This window comes from Desulfuromonas sp., from assembly GCF_002868845.1.
In the GTDB taxonomy this organism is placed as follows: domain Bacteria; phylum Desulfobacterota; class Desulfuromonadia; order Desulfuromonadales; family BM501; genus BM501.
On record NZ_PKUB01000013.1, the window covers coordinates 53034 to 70030 of the forward strand.

The following is a 16997-nucleotide window of genomic DNA, read 5'->3' on the forward strand; positions in this document are numbered from 1 at the left end:
GCCGGCGCTTTTTCTATTCGGAGACAGGAGACTTTTCATGGTGACACGAATTGTTGCGGTAACGGCCCTGGCGCTTCTGGTCTGGACGGGGTCTGCTTTCGGTGCTGGGTTTGCCCTTATCGAGCAGGGGGTGAAAGGGCTCGGCAACGCCTTTGCCGGCGGCGCCGCGGTGGCCGACGACCCGAGTACGGTATTTTTCAACCCTGCCGGCATGACCCGGCTGGAGGGCCAGCAGGCCCTGGGCGCGGTCCACATCATCGCTCCCAAGGCCAAGTTCGACAAGGACTCGGCGACCAACGCCCTCGGCGCTCCCTTGTCCGGGAACGAGGGAGGGGGCGCCGGCGTGACCGGTGTCGCTCCCAACCTCTACTACACCTTCAACCCGGCCAACGGTTGGGTCTTCGGTGTCGGGGTCAACGCCCCCTTCGGTCTGGCCACCGAGTACAATAAAGGCTGGGTGGGGCGCTATCACGCCGTGGAGTCAGACGTCAAGACCGTCAACATCAATCCCTCGGTCGCCTACAAGGCGACCGATCAATTGAGCCTCGGTTTCGGTGTCAGCGCCCAGTACATCGACGCCAAACTATCCCAGATGGTCGACTACGGCCTCTTCGCCGCAGGGGCCGCCTCCGACCCATCCCACCCCCTCTTCTCGACCCTCAACCCCATCGCCGGCTCGATCCTGCCGACGGTGTCCAACCGCGAGGCGGACATCTTCTCGGACATCGAGGCCGATGACTGGAGCTACGGCTTCAACCTGGGGGCTCTCTACGAGGTCTGCGACCACTCCCGGATCGGCCTGGCCTATCGCTCCCAGGTCTCCCATGAACTGGAGGGGGAAGCCGATTTCGATATCCCGAGCGCCTATCTCGCTTCCCAGGATCCGATCCTGGCCGGGGTGGCCGCCAGCGTCTTCCAGGACCAGGGCGCGGGGGGGGAGATCGACCTTCCGGCCAGCGCTTCGCTGAGCTACTACCACCGGTTCAATGCCGAGTGGGCCGCAATGGCCGACGTCACCTGGACCGAGTGGAGTTCTTTCGAGAAGCTCGTCATCGAGTTCGACGGTTCCCTGGCCAGCCAGCCGAGCGTGACGACTGAAAATTGGGACGACAATTTCCGCTACTCGGTCGGCACCACCTTCAATCCCGATGAGCAGCTCGAACTTCGCGCCGGCCTCGCCTATGACGAGACCCCGATCCCCGACGCCGAGCACCGCACCCCGCGCATCCCGGGCGAGGACCGTCTCTGGATCGCCGTCGGCGCAGGCTACAAAATCGACAACTTCGGCTTTGACTTCGGCTATGCCCACCTCTTCGTCGACAATTCCAGGATCAACAAGACCGCGACTCCCGGCACCGAGGACGAGGGGCGGGGGACTCTGGTCGGCGAATTCGAGAATTCCGTCGACATCGCCAGCATCGAGGTCAGCTACCGGTTCTAAGAGATTTTCTGTCCGGTACAATCCAAAGCCCCGGCCGATCGGCCGGGGCTTTGGCGTTTCCAGGGGGGCAGGGGTGGAACCGGACCCGGTCAGGCGGCCGGGATGTCCGCCTCCACAACGAAGCGCTTGATCTTGCGGGTGGTGGTCTTGGGGAATTCGTCCTCGCGCAGGGTGAAACGCCGGATCCGCTTGTAATCGGCGAGGTTCCGGCCGCAGGTCAGCACCTCGGCCCGGATGAGGGCCTCCACGTCCTGCTGGGACAGGCGGGCCAGCCTCTTCTGCCGGGCGTGATCGTCGAGGGCCTCCTGGTCGGGGTAGATGATGGCGTGGACTTCCTCGGCGACTCAGTCCACTTTGTGCCCGTAGACCATCGCCTCGGCGACGAAAGGGCTCTTGAGCAGTTCGTTCTCCACCTCTTCGGGATAGACGTTCTTGCCGTTGGCGGTAACGATGAGGTTCTTGACCCGGCCGCAGATGGAGAGGACGCCGTCGGGGTCGATGCGGCCCAGGTCGCCGGTGCGGTACCAGCCGTTCTGGAGAACCTCCTCGGTGGCCTGGGGATTCTTGTAGTACCCCTGCATGACGCCGGGGCCGCGCACCACGATTTCCCCTTCGCCGGCCTCGTTCGGGGCCTCGATCTTTACCTCCACACCCTCCAGGGCCCTTCCGACGCTGCCCAGGCGTGTGCGCCCCGGGGATTCGGCGGTGATCACCGGCGAGGTTTCGGTGATGCCGTACCCCTGGTAGATGGCGATCCCCAATGCCTGGAGACCCTTTGCGATTTCCGGGTCGAGGGCCGCCCCGCCGCTGATGAAAATGGTCCCCTCTCCGAGGGCCCTTCGGACCTTTCGGGCAATGACCGGGCGGGTCAGGGGGAGGGAAAAGAGTGTCCTGGCGAGGGGTTTCTCGCCGATCCCCCTCATGATGCGGCCGAGCAGGAGACGGTAGACCGCCGGCACCCCGAGGAGAAAAGTCGGCTTGACCTCGGCGAGGTTGTCCCCGAGTTTCTTCAGCGACTCGGCGAAGGAGACGGTGCCGCCGAGGTAGAGGGGGAGGTGGATGCCGAGCACCAGTTCGAAGACATGGTTGATGGGAAGAAAAGAGAGGGTGTGGATGGAACTGTCGAGGCCGAAGTGGCCCACCGAGGCCCGCACGTTGGAGACGATGTTGTGGTGGCTGAGCATGGCCCCCTTGGAGCGCCCGGTCGTTCCCGAGGTGTAAAGGATGACGGCGGTGTCGTCCCTTTTGCGGGGGGCGGGGGAGGGGGGTTCGTCCTGCCGGAGTTCCTGCAGGCTGATCAGTTCCCCGGTCTGGAACAGGCGGCGGTGCAGGGCGGCAAGGGGCGAAAACATCTCTTTGAAGCCGCGCTGTCCCTTTTTCTTCTCTTCGGGAGCGCCGGTCAGAAGGCGGTGGGCCTCGTTGGCCAGTTTCTCCAGGCGGGCGGTTTCGTCCGGGGGCAGTTCAAGACTTTCCACCATGGCCCGCCACTCGGTGACGAGCAGGTCGATGGCCCGGGCGACATCGGGGGAGACCCCGTGCCGGGTGACCTGCCGGTCGAGAAGGACGATCTTCTCCAGCCTGGGCAGGTCCTCCTTGATCTCCAGCAGGGTGTCGAGGAACGCGTCCTCGGTGAACAGAACCCTGGCCTCACAGTCGACCAGTACGTGGCGCAGTTCCGCCGCCTTGAGTTCCTTGTCGATGGGGATGACGACCCCCCCGGCTTTCTGGATGCCGAAGAAGGCGGCCACCCAGCGCGGGGAGGCGAGGGCGAGGATGGCCGCATGGGAGCCTGGCTTGAATCCGGCCTTTTGCAGCCCCGAGGCGACCCCGTCGGAGTCGCGCCCGAGGGTTTCATAGGTGGTGTCCTGCCAGACTCCCTTGGCCTTGTGGCGGAAGGCGGCCTTGGAGGCGTAGGCGGCGCAGCTTTTCTCAATGAGTTCGACGACGTTGTTCATCGTGGAGATTCTCCAAACGACACAGGGAAGGGACAGGAATGTTAAATCCTAATGACTGTTGTTGGGGGGCGCAAGGGAAAATTTGCATCTTGGAACAGGGCGGCCTGAGTGTGGCCCGCCGGACCTTTTGGGAGACGGGAAGGTTTACCGGAGAATGCTCTGAAACCTGCTCTTGACCTGCCTTGGGTTTACATGTGTCGGTGGGATGCCCCCCCATTGATGGGATCAGGGAGGGATTGCGAAAATCTATTTTTGGCAACGCCTCCAGCTCTTCGAAAACAATAAAAAAGGGCCGCTTCCAGAGGGAAGCGGCCCGGCATGGTCGGTTGGTATGGATAACTTACTTTACGACTGTGATGACCGCGCTGTTCTGTGCCTGTTCATTGGCATCGTCGGTCACCGTCAAGGTGAGGGTGTACGTGCCGGTTTTTTTGTACTTGTGAACGACCGTCGCGCCCGTATCGGCGGCGCCGTCACCGAAATCCCACTGAAAGCTGACCAGGGTGCCGTCGGGGTCGTACGATGCGGATCCGTCAAAGGTTGTCTCCTGTCTAACCAGCACGGTCCGGTCCGATCCTGCATCGGCGACCGGCGGGACGTTGACGCTGCCCTCATCGATGGTGACAGAGGTGGTGTCAGCGGCCGATGCCCCAGTCGGGTCGGTGACGGTCAGAACCACGGTGTAGACTCCTGCCGCCGTGTAGCTGTGACTGGGGTCCTGTTCCGTCGCCGTGGCGCCGTCGCCGAAGTCCCAAAGGTAGGTCAGTGGGTCCCCGTTCACATCGTAGCTGCCCGCACCGGAAAGAAACACCGGGGCCTGGATGGACCCCGTGTAGGGACCGTTGGCCATGGCAACCGGCGGCGTGTTGACCGGGGGCGGGGGTTGGTACTCGGCGGCCAGGGTCGTTGCGGCGTTGAACCGGTCACTTGCTTCGCACACGATCGATATCGGGGCTTGCTCATCTCCCTGAAGGGTGATGAGCGCCTCGGCGGTGCCGCTGAACAGGGTATCCCAAATTCCGTCCGCGTCGAAGTCCCAGCGGTATTCAAGAGTTCCATCCCAGGTGGTGAACTGGTCCGGGTCGTTTACGTAGGCTGTTGCGGTCAACTCGATTCCGGGGCGGGAAATAACCGACAAAAGGCCGACTTCGTCATTGGCGACATAGACGCTCTGGCCATTGGCCCGGGCATTCCTGGCGTAATTGGGCAAGAAAAGACTGCCTTTAAGGACCGGGTTGCCCGGATCGGTTACATCGATGATCTGCAGGCCCTGACCGTAGTCCGCCACATAAGCGAAGCCATCAGCGACATCGACCCCTATGGCCGCACCGAGGGTGTCGAAGCTGCCGAGCGAAACAGGTTGAAGGGGGTCGGAGAGGTCCAGAATTTCAAGACCGTCGTAACGCTCGGCCACGTAGGCGAGCCCATCGGAAATAACCAGTTCGTCGGCGTAGCTTGGGGTGGCGTAGTTGGCGGCTATGAACGGGGCTGCCGGATCCGTCACGTCGACGATCTGAATGCCGCCGCCGAAATCGGAGACATAGGCATAAGTGCCCGAGACGAAGACGCTCAGGGTATAGGCCGGGGTGTCGACGCCGCCGACCAGAACCGGGGAGAAGGGGTCGGAGATGTCGATGATCTGCAGTCCCTCCATGGCATCTGCCACGTAGGCGAAGTTGCCGACAACGTGAATCCCTTCGGCGGAACCGGGGGTGTCTGCGAAGGCGACCTGGGCGGGTTGGGTCGGATCAGATACGTCCATGACGAGGAGGCCGCCGGCATCGGCGGCGAGATAGGCCAGGGATCCGGAGACCTGGACGTCGTGGGCGGGGGTCGAGGTCGGAATCTGGCCCACCAGGGCAAGTTGGGAGGGATTGGAGGTGTCCAGAATCTGCAGACCGCCGGTGCCGTCGGCCACGTAAGCGAGGTTCCCCGACAGGTCGACCCCGTAGGCTGTCCCGGGGGTATTGTAAGTGCCCGCCAGTTCGGTGAACATGACCTCTTTCTCGGAGACGTCCAGCAGGTCGTTTTGTGGCGGGTTGTTGTAGGAAACGGCCCAGATGTCTCGGGTCGCCTGGGCCGTCTGCCCGGCGCTGTCGCGCACCTCCATGCGAACCGTGTGGGAAAAGGTCCGGTCCAGGGATGTCAGGGGGAGAGGAAGTGTCAGGTCGGCGAGGCGGACGCCGTCCTGATAGTCGGCTAAGAAAAGGGTGCTGCCGTCCACGGCGACATGTATGGCCAGGCCCGAATTTTGGTAGGTGCCGATCGTAGTCGGCTGGGCGGGGTCGCTCAGATCGACCGCGAGGACGCCCCAATCGGACGCGGCGAGGTAGCCGTAATCCCCGGAAATTGCCAGACTGCGAATCGTTTCTGTCGTGTCGAGTGCTCCGAAGGGGGCCGGGTTGGCCGGGTCGGTGATGTCGAGAATCTGGAGGCCGGCATCGTAGGCGCTCACATAGAGAAGGTTGTTGACGACCTTTACCTCTAGGGCGGTCCCGCCGGTGGCGTAGGAGGCGACGAGGAGGGGTTGGGCAGGGTTGGTGACATTGAAAACCTGCACTCCACCGAAGTTGTCGGCGACATAGGCGAAATTGCCGGAGACGGCAACCCCGCTGGCATAACCGGGGGTGGCGGCGGCGCCGATCAGAACCGGGCTGGAGGGGGTGCTGACGTCCACCACCTGGAGGCCGGAGCTGCCTGCTGCCAGGTAGGCATAGTTGCCAGCCACGTTAAGGGAGAGGGGCGAGCTTGGCGGGGAGAGGACGTTCACCAGGGTCGGCGTCGCGGGGAAGGTGATGTCAATGATCTGAAACCCTCCTCCGGAGCTGGCAACGAAAAGATGATTGCCGACTGCCTGGAGGTCATAGGCGGATCCTGTCAGGGCCAGGCTGCCCACCACGGACGGGTTGGCTCGATCTTCGATGTGGAGGACCTGAAGGCCTCCGGAACCGCCGGCCACGTAGGCATAGCTGCCGACCACCTCGATCTTTCGCGCCTCCCCCGGGGTGTCGACAATGCTGTCCGGCAGGGCGAGCCCTTTGGGCAGGGCATAGGCATGGGCCAGGGCCTTTTCGGCGGCATAAGGGGTGTCCCAGGTTCCGTCGTCGTCGAAGTCCCAGCGGACCTGCAACTCGCCCGCCAGGTCTTCGGCATCGGAGACGGTGCCTGCGTCGAGTTGGATGACGAGGGTTTCCGAGGGGCCGTGCTGGTTTTCCGGGGTGACGGTGAAACGGGCCTGCGGCGGCAGATTCGATGCTGAAACAGAATAGTCTCTTGCAGTGCTTTGAATGGCGCCCAGCCTGTCGCGCAGTTCGACCCGGACGGTGTAGCTGCCCGGGGCGAGACCTGAGCGGGTGGTTTCCAGCGAGGGGGCGAAAGGGGTGTCCCAGGTTCCGTCGTCTTCGAAATCCCAGCGGGCCTCGAGTGAAGAGGCGCCGTCCTCGATGTCGAGGCTGGAGGAGGCGTCGAAGGTGAAAAGGCTTTCGGAACTTCCTTCCGTTGGGGACACGGTCAGTCCCGGCAAGGGCGGAGCGTCGGGCACCGTGCTGTCCGTTACGACGAGATCGGTGGGATTCAGCGCCTCTTCCCGGTTGCCGACCGAGTTGGTCCCCCGGGTCTCGATGGCGTAGAGGCCGTTCGGCAGGGGAGGGGTGGTGAAGGTGAACTCTTCCTCCCCCCAGTCGAAAATCCCGTCGACCGGTTGGGCAGGGATCCAGGGGCCGCCGTTGATGCGGTATTCCACTGCGGTGATGGTGTTGAGGGTGACGTCCGATATGAAGAGATTTCTGCTGGCCAGGGCCCGGTCGGTGGCCACGCCGGTAAAGGTGAAGGTCTCCGTCCCGGTGTACCCAAGAACGGCCGTCTCCGGAACGGTGTCGAGGGGGTCGAGAATCCCGTCCCCGTCGCTGTCCCGCCAGCCGATCTGACCGCCACTGTAGGGACCGATCGTTTCGTAAGTGGAGATCATGATGTCCGGAAGCCCTTCGCCGGCTCCCCAGAAATAACCGTTGCCATCATTGGTCTGGGCGTTGGCATTGATCACGTTCAGGTACCCTTCGCGTTCGATAGGGCTTCGGCATGCGTCGGGGCAGTACTGGTCGAGGGCGTTGAAAATGTGCATGGTTTCATGGCGCAGGGCGGCGCCGCCCCTGAAATCCGCGTTGAAGATCGTGGTCGAAGGGCCGCCCAGAGTCGCATACGCTCTCCCCGGACCGTTTCTGACGAGGACCGCATAGGCCCAGTCGGTTTGGTAAAGGTTGCGCAGGTCGTTGACGTAGGCATTGAGGTCGGCAGGCGCGGCGTTGGGCTTGCCGGATTTGCTGACTTCTTTGACGAAGGTGAAGGAGAGGCCTGCGTTCGGCTGGTCTTCTATGAATTGCTCGAGGGCCGCGGTGTTCAGGTCGAATGCGGGATCGATGGCGGCCTTGTCCCAGTCCCCGTCGTCGCCGGGAACGAAGAAGAAGCCGACGGCCACGTCCCCTGCCATGAAGAGGCTTGTGTCCGCGTAACCGGCCCCCAGGGCGGTGCCGAAGTCGAGGGCCGGTTCATCGCCCGGCGCCATGCTGAGGCTCGAATCCGGAGATAGGGTTTCGATTACGGCGTCTGTTGGGCTGCCCTCCGCAGCATCCCCGGCAGGTTTCTGACTTTTACTGCGGCGATTTTCCAGGTAGTCGTGGTCGAGTTGCTTTCTTTGGGCCTTGGAAAGACCCTCTCGAGAGGGGGGATGAACGGTGTCACGGAAGGGGGGAAGCTCATCAAAGGGGCCGGTCCATGGTTTGCGGCCCGGTTGGGCCTTGCGTTGATTCCAGGAGCGGACCGCGTCCCTGACCGAGTCGTCACGGTGGAGAAACGACCCGGGTTCCAGGGGGCCAATGGAGACCACTTCTACAAAAGGCAGCTCTGCAAGCCCTGGTATGATCTGGGACGATGTGCTGCCGATAAGGACACTCGGCGGATAGGTGCTGCGGATGCGTACTCCCGCCTTCTGGAGGGCTTTCCGGGCTACTGCCATCTGCCCGGGAGATTCGCTTTTGAGAACAATGAGAATGTGATCGGCCCCTGCAGAATGGGACTTGGCATCATTCGCACCGGCAGGTGGCGACAGGCAGACAAGGAAAACGAAAATGGATACCAGCAGGTAGAGTTTGCCTTTCATGATTCCCTCCTTGGCATGTGCAGTGCGCCCGAATTAATTAATTAACAATTCAGACAAATAGGTCCACGCTATTTCCGGGAGGATTATAGGGAAATATAAAACGAATTTCAATGTGATAAATATTGAAAGATGATTTTAATGTACGGGGGCGTGTCGCGGGAGGCTGGAAAGGGGAATCCGGGGGCTGCGTTTAAACAGGAAGGAGTTGGCCCCCGCAGGCGGGGTGCAGGTAGCTCCGGCCGCGGGGAAGGCGCCGGGTCCGGCGGATCTCCGTGCCGCAGCGGCGGCAGACGGCAACGACTTTGAGTCGCTTTCGATGCAGGGCGGCCAGTGCCTCGCTGCGCCCACGGCAGGAGAAGTCGACTCCGAGAGCCGTGGCCCAGGCCCGCCACCGCGGTCCGTGGGGCCTGCGGTGGCGCCGGCCGGCCGGGTCGGCGAGGTGGTCGCAGGCGTGGGCCAATTCGTGGAGAAAGGTGTTGAGCAGGATGTCCGGCTCCTGGGTGAACTGGAGGCGGATGCAGACCGCCTCGGCCCCCCGGGAGACGTAGGCCCCGAGGGTGCGGGTTGCGCGGCTGCGCCGTACCGGGATGCCGGCGAGGCGTTCGAGCAGGACCGCGGCCTCTCCGGTGGGCAGCATCGAGCGAACCCCTATCGTTAGCTGGGGCCAGAGGCGGAGTTTTTCGGCGAGGAGTCGGACTGTGGAGTGGTCTGGCACGTTCGTTGATCCTTGGAGTGGGGCAGGCCTGTCTGTGATCCCCGGATATCCGGGGATCACCTTCAATCCCGGTAGCGCTTTTGCAGGTCGCCGTAGGCGTCGATGCGCCGGTCGCGGAGGAAGGGCCAGATGCGGCGCACCTGTTCGCATCGCTACAGGTCCACCTCTGTCATCAGGACGCCCTCCTCGGTGCCGGCCCGGGCCAGCCACTCCCCTTGGGGGCCGACGGCGAAGCTGTGCCCCCAGAACCGGGCCCCCGCTGTCTGTCCGCTCGGGTCGTCCTCGGAGCCGACCCGGTTGACCGCGATCAGGGGCAGGCCGTTGGCCACGGCGTGGCCTCGCTGCACGGTCTGCCAGGCCTCGAGCTGGCGCCCCTGCTCCTCCGGCTCGTCCAGGGGGTCCCAGCCGATGGCGGTGGGATAGAGGAGGAGGTCCGCCCCGGCCAGTGCCATGAGCCGGGCCGCCTCGGGGTACCACTGGTCCCAGCAGACCAAGAGGCCGAGCTTGCCGACGGAGGTCTCCACCGGTTCGAAGCCGAGATCGCCGGGGGTGAAGTAGAACTTCTCGTAATAGCCGGGATCGTCGGGGATGTGCATCTTGCGGTATCGGCCGGCGAGGGAACCGTCCTTCTCGATGACGACGGCGGTGTTGTGGTACAGGCCGGCGGCGCGTTTTTCGAAGAGTGAAAGGACCAGGACCACCTCGAGTTCCCGGGCCAGGCTCGCAAAGGCCTCGGTGGTGGGACCCGGGATCGTCTCGGCCCGGTCGAACTGGGCGGTGTCTTCGCTCTGGCAGAAGTAGGGGCCGGTGTGCAGTTCCGGAAGGACGATCAGCCGGGCGCCTCCGGCGGCGGCCTTGCGGATGGCGTCATGGCTGCGGGCGATGCTCTCCTGGCGGTCGGCGTGGCAGCTTTGCTGGACCAGTCCGATGGTCAGTCGGTTCATGGCAGAACTCCTCGGGGCAGCTGCATGGTGACGCAGTGCAGCGAACCGTGCTGCAGAATCAGGGGCGAGCAGTCGATGCCGACGATTTCGCGGCCGGCAAAGGCCAGTCCGATCGTCTTCAGGGCGGCCTCGTCGGCGGGATCGCCGTAGGTCGGGACGAGCACCGCGCCGTTGAGCGCCAAAAAGTTGGCGTAGGTGGCCGGCAGGCGCTGCCCCTCGTCGTCGAACCGGGGCTTCGGCCAGGGCAGGGGGAGGAGGCGGTAGGGGGCCCCGGCCGGGGTTCGGAAACGCTCCAACTCCGCGGCCATCCGGCGGAGGGGTTCGAAGTGTTCGTCCTCCGGGTCGTCGCAGGCCATGTGGAGAATGGCGTCGCCGGGGGCGAAGCGGGCGAGGGTGTCGACGTGGGCGTCGGTGTCGTCGCCGGCCAGGTATCCGTTCTCGAGCCACAGGACGCGGTCGGCCCCGAAGTGCTCCCGCAGGCGCGTCTCGATCATGCCGCGGTCGAGGTGGGGGTTGCGGTTGGGCCCGAGCAGACATTCGGAGGTGGTCAGGATCGTTCCTTTCCCGTCGCTGTCGATGCTTCCGCCCTCGAGGACGAGCCCGGTCGTGCGCAGGGGGGCTGCGCCGAAGGCCCCTGCCGCGTGGAGGCGCCGGCTGATCAGGTTGTCGAGGTCGGCGGGGAACTTCAGGCCCCAGCCGTTGAAGCCGAAGTCGAGCAGGACGGGACTGCCGTTTTCCAGGATCGTGATCGGCCCGAAGTCCCGCGACCAGGTGTCGTTGTTCGGAATCTCGAGAATACGGACCCGCTCGTGATCGGCGCCGACGCTGCCGAGTCCGGCACGGACGGCGGAGGCGTCGTGGGCGACGATCAGGACCTTCCCGAAGCGGGCGGCCTGCCGTGCAATCTCGGTAAAGACCGGTTCCACAAGGTGAAGGATCGGGGTCCAGTCGCTCCCCGGATGAGGCCAGGCGAGCAGGATGCCGTCCTGTTCTTCCCATTCGGCCGGAAGTCTTTTGATCATCTGTTCAATGCTCTCCCGAGACGTGAATTGAGCGTCGCCAAATCCTAGAGAAAAACCGATCCTTTTGCAATCCCTTCCGGCTCTTCTTCGCGCCTTCGGATCACAGCCCGGCCAGGCGGAAGAGGATGTAGGCGGCGGTCCCTCCAAGGGTTGCGAGGGTGGCCATGCCCAGCACCAGGGTTCGCCACGGCCGACGAAGGTGGAGCAGTTGCACGCCCGGGCGCCAGGGGAACTCGCCGCCGTAGCGGCGGCGCATTTCAGCGGCGGTGACCAGGAAGGTCAACCACAGGGCGGCCAGGGCGAAGCCCCCGAGGACGTCGCTGAACCAGTGGATTCCCAGGTAAAGGCGTGAGAATCCGACCAGCAGAACCACGAAGGTGGCGCCGAGGACCAGGTGAAAGCGGCTCTGTCCTTCGCGCGTGGCATCGAGCAGGAAATAGACCAGCAAGCCGTAGAGAATCAGGACCAGGAAAGCGTGGGCGCTGGGAAAACTGGCCGACAGCGGGTCTATCGCTTCAAAGAAGGGGGTCGGGCGGGGCCGGTCGAAAAGTCTCTTGAGCAGGACCACCAGCAGGTAGCCCCCCGACATTCCGACCGCCACGATGACCGCTGAAAAATCACGGTTGAAAAGGACCAGCCAGACCACCAGAAGGACCGTGGTCATGAGCAACACCGGCCAGTCGCCGAGGCAGGTGACGGCCGTTATCAGGCGATCGGTTGCAGGATGGTGCAGGTCAAGCATCATCCTGTAGATCGGCAGGTCGAAGGCCGCCAGCGTTCGTTGCAGGTTGATGGCTCCGACGAGCCAGAAAAATAGGATCGCGAAGAGGGTGCTGAAGCCGAAGCCGACGGTCAGGTAGAGCCCGGAGCCGCTGCGCAGGGTGAAGCGATCGGCGAGGAAGGCGTAAATGGCCGGGTAATCGTCCCGCAGGGTCGCCAGGGGCCTGCGCCTTTGAAGGCGGGCCCATCTCAGCCCGGCGCGCCGCCGGGACCGGGTCCAGAGGCGGTAGAGTCGGGGGACGGCGCTTTTCCAAAACCAGATGTAGATGACGAGGAGCAGGGTCAGCACGGCCACGAACAGGCCGAAGCGCCCGGTCCAGAGCTTGACGAGGTCCCAGCTTGTGCCGAAGAAGTAGCCGAGGCCGGGATAGGCAAGGCCCCAGAGGATCCCGCTGATCAGGGCGAACAGGGCAAAGACCGGGGGCCGCATCTGGGCCCCCCCGGCGACGAAGGGGATGAAGGGGCGCAGAAAACCGACGAAACGGCCGAGAAAGACGCTTTTACCGCCGTGCTCAAGAAAAAAAACTTCCGCTTTGTGAAGGGTTTCCTGGCGCTTCTGGATCACCGGCCAGTTTCGCAGCACCCCCCCGAAACGCGCCCCCAGCCAATAACTGAGGAGGTCTCCTATGATCGCCCCGAAGGCGGCAACGGCTACCAGGGGGGCGTACGCCCCCTTGCCGTGGGCTGCGAGGAACCCGGCGAAGACGACCAGAACGCTGCCTGGGACGAAGATCCCGGCCACGGCCAGCGATTCGAAAAAGGAGATCAGGCCCACTAGAACGTAGTAGGGTCCCCCGGAGGGGAGCCAGGCGGTGAGCTGTTGCAACCACGGGTCCATGCAGTCCTCGCGACTGAATGCGCATCTGCCGGGGGCGAAGGGGCGGCGCGGGGGACGTCTCATGTGAATTGTAGCAAAAAAAGATCGACTAACCGGGGCGGAAGCCGGCGTGCCAGAGCTCGAAGACGGCCACCTTGTCGGGGCCGAAGCGAGCGAGGGAGGAGCGGACCTGATCCGGGGATCGCTCGCGATGGGAGCGGTCGGGGTGCTTGGAAAAGAAGAGGTCGGCATAAGCCACGATCTGCTCTTCCCGGGAGACCGGGCGCAGGTCCCGGTGCGGAAGGGGCAGGCCCTGCCGGTAGATGTCCTCGGGGGAGAGTCCGACTCCGATATGGCGGTCGCAGACGAGGGCGTGACGGGGCAGACCCTCACTTTCGAGGAGTTCGCGGCCCATGTAGCCGTGGGCCAGGTACGGCAGGTCGCCCCGGCATCCCAGCTCGGGTGCATCGGTGAAATGGATGCCGATATCGTGGAGCAGGGCGGCTTCCTCGACGAAGCGGACCTCTGCATCGGCGAGGCCGATGTGCTTGGCGACGGTCACCGCCTTGCGGGCCACCCGGGTACTGTGGTCGACCAGGATGCGATACCGCGCAGACCCCGGAGGGTGGTATTTGGCGATCAGCTGGAGAGGGTTCATGGCTACCCATTATAGGCAAACGGAGCGCGGGGGAAAACGTCTTTTTTAGCGCAGGCGGGGAGATGCCGGTGGAAACGGGAGCGGTTTTAAAAGTCGACCGCGGTCGATAATTCTTGACCCCCGGTCCTCCTGGAACGTAATATCCGACCGTAGTCGACTTTTTGGGGAGACATATGAGCGGCATCCGAGCAGCAAAGAAACGCGAAACCCGCAAGGCCATCCTTGAGGCGGCCCTCCGGCTCTTTTCCGAAAAGGGGTTCGAAGGGACGAGCATGGAGGAGCTGGCCCGGGCGGCCGGTGTGGGAAAAGGGACCATTTACGGCTATTTCAAGGCGAAAGACGATATATTTTTGGCCTACTGCGAGGAAGAGGTCGAATACGCTTTCCAAACCCTCGCTGAAACTCTCGATCCGGAGGCTCCCCTCCTGGAGCAGTTGATGACGCTGTTCATGAGCCAGTTCGATTTCGTCACCCGAAACCACGAGTTCGGCCGCCTGATGGCGCGGGAGATCGCCTTTCCCAAGGAGCCCTCCCCGGGGAAATCGAAGCAACTGGAAGACCGTTACCTGCAGGGGATCGGCGAGGTCCTGGAACGGGCCAAAGGGCGCGGGGAATTGAAAGAGGGCAGTGAAACCTTCTGGGCGACCGGCCATTTTTATGCTCTCTACCTGGTCTCTCTTTCCGGTTGGTACGCGGGATATCTTCAGGATCGCCGGGAAGTCGAGGCCGGAATGCGGACCCTTTTGATCCAGGCTCTCAACGGCCTCGGGCCACAGGGGAAAGAAACCCGTCCCGAGCAGGATATTCTCGATCAGATCAGGATGCGGTTTGATGATGTCTGAGGGGCAATCCCCTTCCTGGTCCGGTCCCACTGGAGGATTATTTGATCAATATGAAACGATTTAGTGTTTGGATAAAGGTCCTGGGGCTGATTCTGGCCCTGTCCCCTCTGACGGCGCCGCCGTCGCTGGCGAAAGACTATATTGAGGGACTCGACGAGTGGCCCGTGATGCCCTTGCGGACCGCTGTCCAACTCGGCCTGGAACAGAACTTCGACCTGCGGGCCGGGGCGCTGAACCCTGCCATCGCCGATCGCGACCACACGGCAGCAGAGGCGCGCTTCGATGTCAGCGTCGACGCCGCCGTTTCCGCCCAGGGCAACCGGCAGCCAGAAAGGGTTCCCCTCATCGATCAGGAGGGTAGAAGCCTCGCTGCTGAGGCCGGTTTGAGCAAGGTTTTCCGAACCGGCCTTGACGGGCGCCTGTCCCTGCAGACCGCGCGCAGCAGCGACAATCTTGCCCAGAGCGGCCGCAGTCCCGAGTATGCAACCGCCCTGTTGCTCGACCTGACCCAGCCCCTGCTGCGGGATTTTGGATCGTCGGTCAACACCGCCGACCTGCGCATCGCCGACACGCGGCGCCGGCATGCGACCCTGGGCTATCTCGATCAGGCCCAGAGGGTTGCAGAGGCGATCGAGTCCGGGTACTTCGATCTCGCCCAGGCGATCGAGACCTACCGCTACCGCATCGAGTCCAGAGATCTGGCGCAGGAACTGCTGGAGGGCAACCGGGAGAAGCTCGAGGCCGGGATCATCCCCGTCTCCGAAGTCCAGGAAGCGGAGACCGCCGTCGCCGCGCGAGACGAATTGGTGCTTCTGGCGCGGCAGGAGGTGGAAACCGCCGGGAACCGGCTCAAGGGCCTGCTCGGGATCAAGCAGGAGTACCCTCTGAGCCGGAATTTCTACCGGACCGAGCCGATGCCCGGACCGGATCAGCCCTTTCCCCAAGTGGAGCAGGCTCTCGAACAGGCGCTCGACGACCGGCCCGACCTGGCGAGCCGCCGGCTCGAGGTGGAAAACCGGCAGATCCGCCTCGAGTTCGATCGCAACCAGACCCTTCCCCGGCTCGACCTGCAGGCGACCCTTGCCGTCAATGGCCTCTCCGGGGAGGACGGGGCAGGAACCTCCTCACGGCGGGACTACATCGACTCCCTCGATGGCATGGCCGGTGCCGACGGGTACGGCTGGTTTGCCGGGGTCGGTTTCTCTTACCCCCTTGAAAACCGGGCCGCCAAGGCCCTTCACGACCGCTCCAGACTCGAAAAGCGTCAGGCCGTTTATGACGTCAAGGGTTTGGAGACGACGGTCGAGACCGAGATCATCAACGCTCTGATCCGCGTCAAGCGGGGCTTGGAGCGGGTCCGGGTCGCAGGCCGCTTCGAGGCTCTTGCCGACCTGACCCTGAAGCAGGAGATGGAGCGGCTCGTCGAGGGACTCTCCGATACCTTTCGCATTCTCGACTTTCAGGACGACGTGATCGACGCCCGAATCCGCAACATCACCGCCCAGGCCGATGTCAACCGCGGGCTTGCAAGCCTGCACCGGGCCATGGGGAACAACCTGGAGCGTCTCGGGGTGACGGTCAAAACTTTCGACAAGGAGCAATTTCATGAATAGGACGATGACCCGGGCTCTGGTCCTGGGCTGCCTGGCTTTGGCCGCTCTTTCGGGATGCGGCAAGGATGCCGAGAGCGGAACGAACGGGGAAGGGACGCCCCGGGAAAAGGTGACCAACGTGACCTTAGCGACCGTCACCGCGGCGGACCACCGAGAGAATTTCACCCTGCCGGGGACCCTCGAGGCCTGGGAAGATCTGACCCTGGCAGCGGAAATCCCAGGTTCTGTTCGCTGGATAGGGCCGGAAGAGGGGGACCGCCTGAAGCAGGGGCAGTCGATCCTGCGCCTCGACCTCGATACCCTGGAGGCGAAGGTGGCCCGCGACCAGGCCGAATACGATCGGCTGAAACAGCACCTGCAGCGGCGCCAGGGACTGGTGGAGAAGAAGCTCGTCAGCCAGCAGGAGTACGAGGACGCAGTTCAGGCCCTGAAGGTGGCCGAAGCCAACCTTCGGGTCTCCCGGGTCGCCCTGGAGAAGAGTTCCCTCAGGAGCCCCGTCGATGGTGTCCTCGACGAGTTGCTCATCGACCTGGGGGAGTACGTCGGGGTGGGGGACCCGGTCGCCGTGGTGGTGCAGGTCGATCGCCTCAAGGTCCTGGTGGACGTTCCGGAGAAGGATGTCGCCGACCTCGCGGTCGGAGACGGGGTCGAGGTGGAGGCGGCCTCGATCGGCCGGGGGGCGCCGCCCCGGCTCTCCGGAAAGGTGATTCACCTGGCCTACAAGGCCGACCCGGTCACCCGGACCTACCGGGCCAAGATCGCCATCGACAACAGCGCCGGCTCGCTCCGGCCTGGCATGATCGTCAAGGCCGCTTTTGTCCGCCGCGAACTGAAAGGCGTGATCGCGGTTCCTCTTTATGCCCTGGTGGACCAGGACGGCGTCAAGGTGGTCTACGTCGCCGAAGAGGGGAGAGCCGTGCGTCGCGTGGTGGTGGCGGGGCCGGTGGTCGGCGACCGTGTCGTGATCGTGGAAGGCCTGGCTTCCGGGGAGAAGCTGATCGTCAAGGGGCAGCAACTGGTGACCGACGGCGCGGCGGTCAGCGAGGGGCACTGAA

At 63.8% G+C, this 16997-nt stretch carries 11 protein-coding genes and 1 pseudogene; 4 read left to right on the top strand and 8 right to left on the bottom strand.

What is annotated here, in order from left to right; all coding sequences use genetic code 11:
* Positions 1–37 precede the first annotated feature (37 nt).
* Entirely contained in the window at positions 38–1441 is a 1404-nt protein-coding gene (locus C0617_RS03190; protein ID WP_291315573.1) for an outer membrane protein transport protein, read from the top strand.
* Positions 1442–1530: 89 nt separating this feature from the next.
* Here the strand turns inward: C0617_RS03190 and C0617_RS03195 are convergent, their stop codons facing one another.
* The 8 genes and pseudogenes from C0617_RS03195 to C0617_RS03230 form a co-directional block, all read right to left on the bottom strand.
* A complete protein-coding gene (locus C0617_RS03195) occupies positions 1531–1689 on the bottom strand; it encodes a hypothetical protein (RefSeq protein ID WP_291315574.1) in 159 nt (52 codons plus the stop codon).
* A 96-nt stretch (positions 1690–1785) separates the two neighbouring features.
* A complete protein-coding gene (locus C0617_RS03200; protein WP_291315575.1) occupies positions 1786–3396 on the bottom strand; it encodes an AMP-binding protein in 1611 nt (536 codons plus the stop codon).
* A gap of 340 nt (positions 3397–3736) precedes the next feature.
* Positions 3737–8551, bottom strand: coding sequence for a PKD domain-containing protein (locus tag C0617_RS03205; RefSeq protein WP_291315576.1), 4815 nt, complete (start codon positions 8549–8551; stop codon positions 3737–3739).
* A gap of 190 nt (positions 8552–8741) precedes the next feature.
* Positions 8742–9188 carry a SprT-like domain-containing protein gene (locus C0617_RS03210; protein WP_291315577.1) on the bottom strand — a complete coding sequence of 149 codons (447 nt, stop codon included), beginning with the start codon at positions 9186–9188 and terminating at the stop codon, positions 8742–8744.
* Positions 9189–9328: 140 nt separating this feature from the next.
* Positions 9329–10210, bottom strand: a pseudogene (locus C0617_RS03215) (carbon-nitrogen hydrolase).
* Positions 10207–11232, bottom strand: coding sequence for an agmatine deiminase family protein (locus tag C0617_RS03220; protein ID WP_291315579.1), 1026 nt, complete (start codon positions 11230–11232; stop codon positions 10207–10209). Before C0617_RS03220 ends, C0617_RS03215 begins: the two are co-directional and overlap by 4 nt.
* A gap of 100 nt (positions 11233–11332) precedes the next feature.
* Positions 11333–12850: a bifunctional DedA family/phosphatase PAP2 family protein gene (locus C0617_RS03225; protein ID WP_291315580.1), complete on the bottom strand. Its 1518-nt coding sequence runs from the start codon at positions 12848–12850 to the stop codon at positions 11333–11335.
* Between the two features lie 88 nt (positions 12851–12938).
* Positions 12939–13487: an HD domain-containing protein gene (locus C0617_RS03230; protein WP_291315581.1), complete on the bottom strand. Its 549-nt coding sequence runs from the start codon at positions 13485–13487 to the stop codon at positions 12939–12941.
* Between the two features lie 173 nt (positions 13488–13660).
* Here C0617_RS03230 and C0617_RS03235 point away from each other — a divergent pair, with 173 nt between their 5' ends.
* Genes C0617_RS03235 through C0617_RS03245 form a run of 3 tightly spaced genes read left to right on the top strand, consistent with a single transcriptional unit; the run spans position 13661 to position 16996 of the window.
* Positions 13661–14329: a TetR/AcrR family transcriptional regulator gene (locus C0617_RS03235; RefSeq protein WP_291315582.1), complete on the top strand. Its 669-nt coding sequence runs from the start codon at positions 13661–13663 to the stop codon at positions 14327–14329.
* A gap of 50 nt (positions 14330–14379) precedes the next feature.
* Positions 14380–15942, top strand: coding sequence for a TolC family protein (locus C0617_RS03240; RefSeq protein ID WP_291315583.1), 1563 nt, complete (start codon positions 14380–14382; stop codon positions 15940–15942).
* Positions 15935–16996: an efflux RND transporter periplasmic adaptor subunit gene (locus C0617_RS03245; protein ID WP_291315584.1), complete on the top strand. Its 1062-nt coding sequence runs from the start codon at positions 15935–15937 to the stop codon at positions 16994–16996. The genes C0617_RS03240 and C0617_RS03245 overlap by 8 nt, the downstream gene beginning before the upstream one ends.
* Position 16997 lies beyond the last annotated feature (1 nt).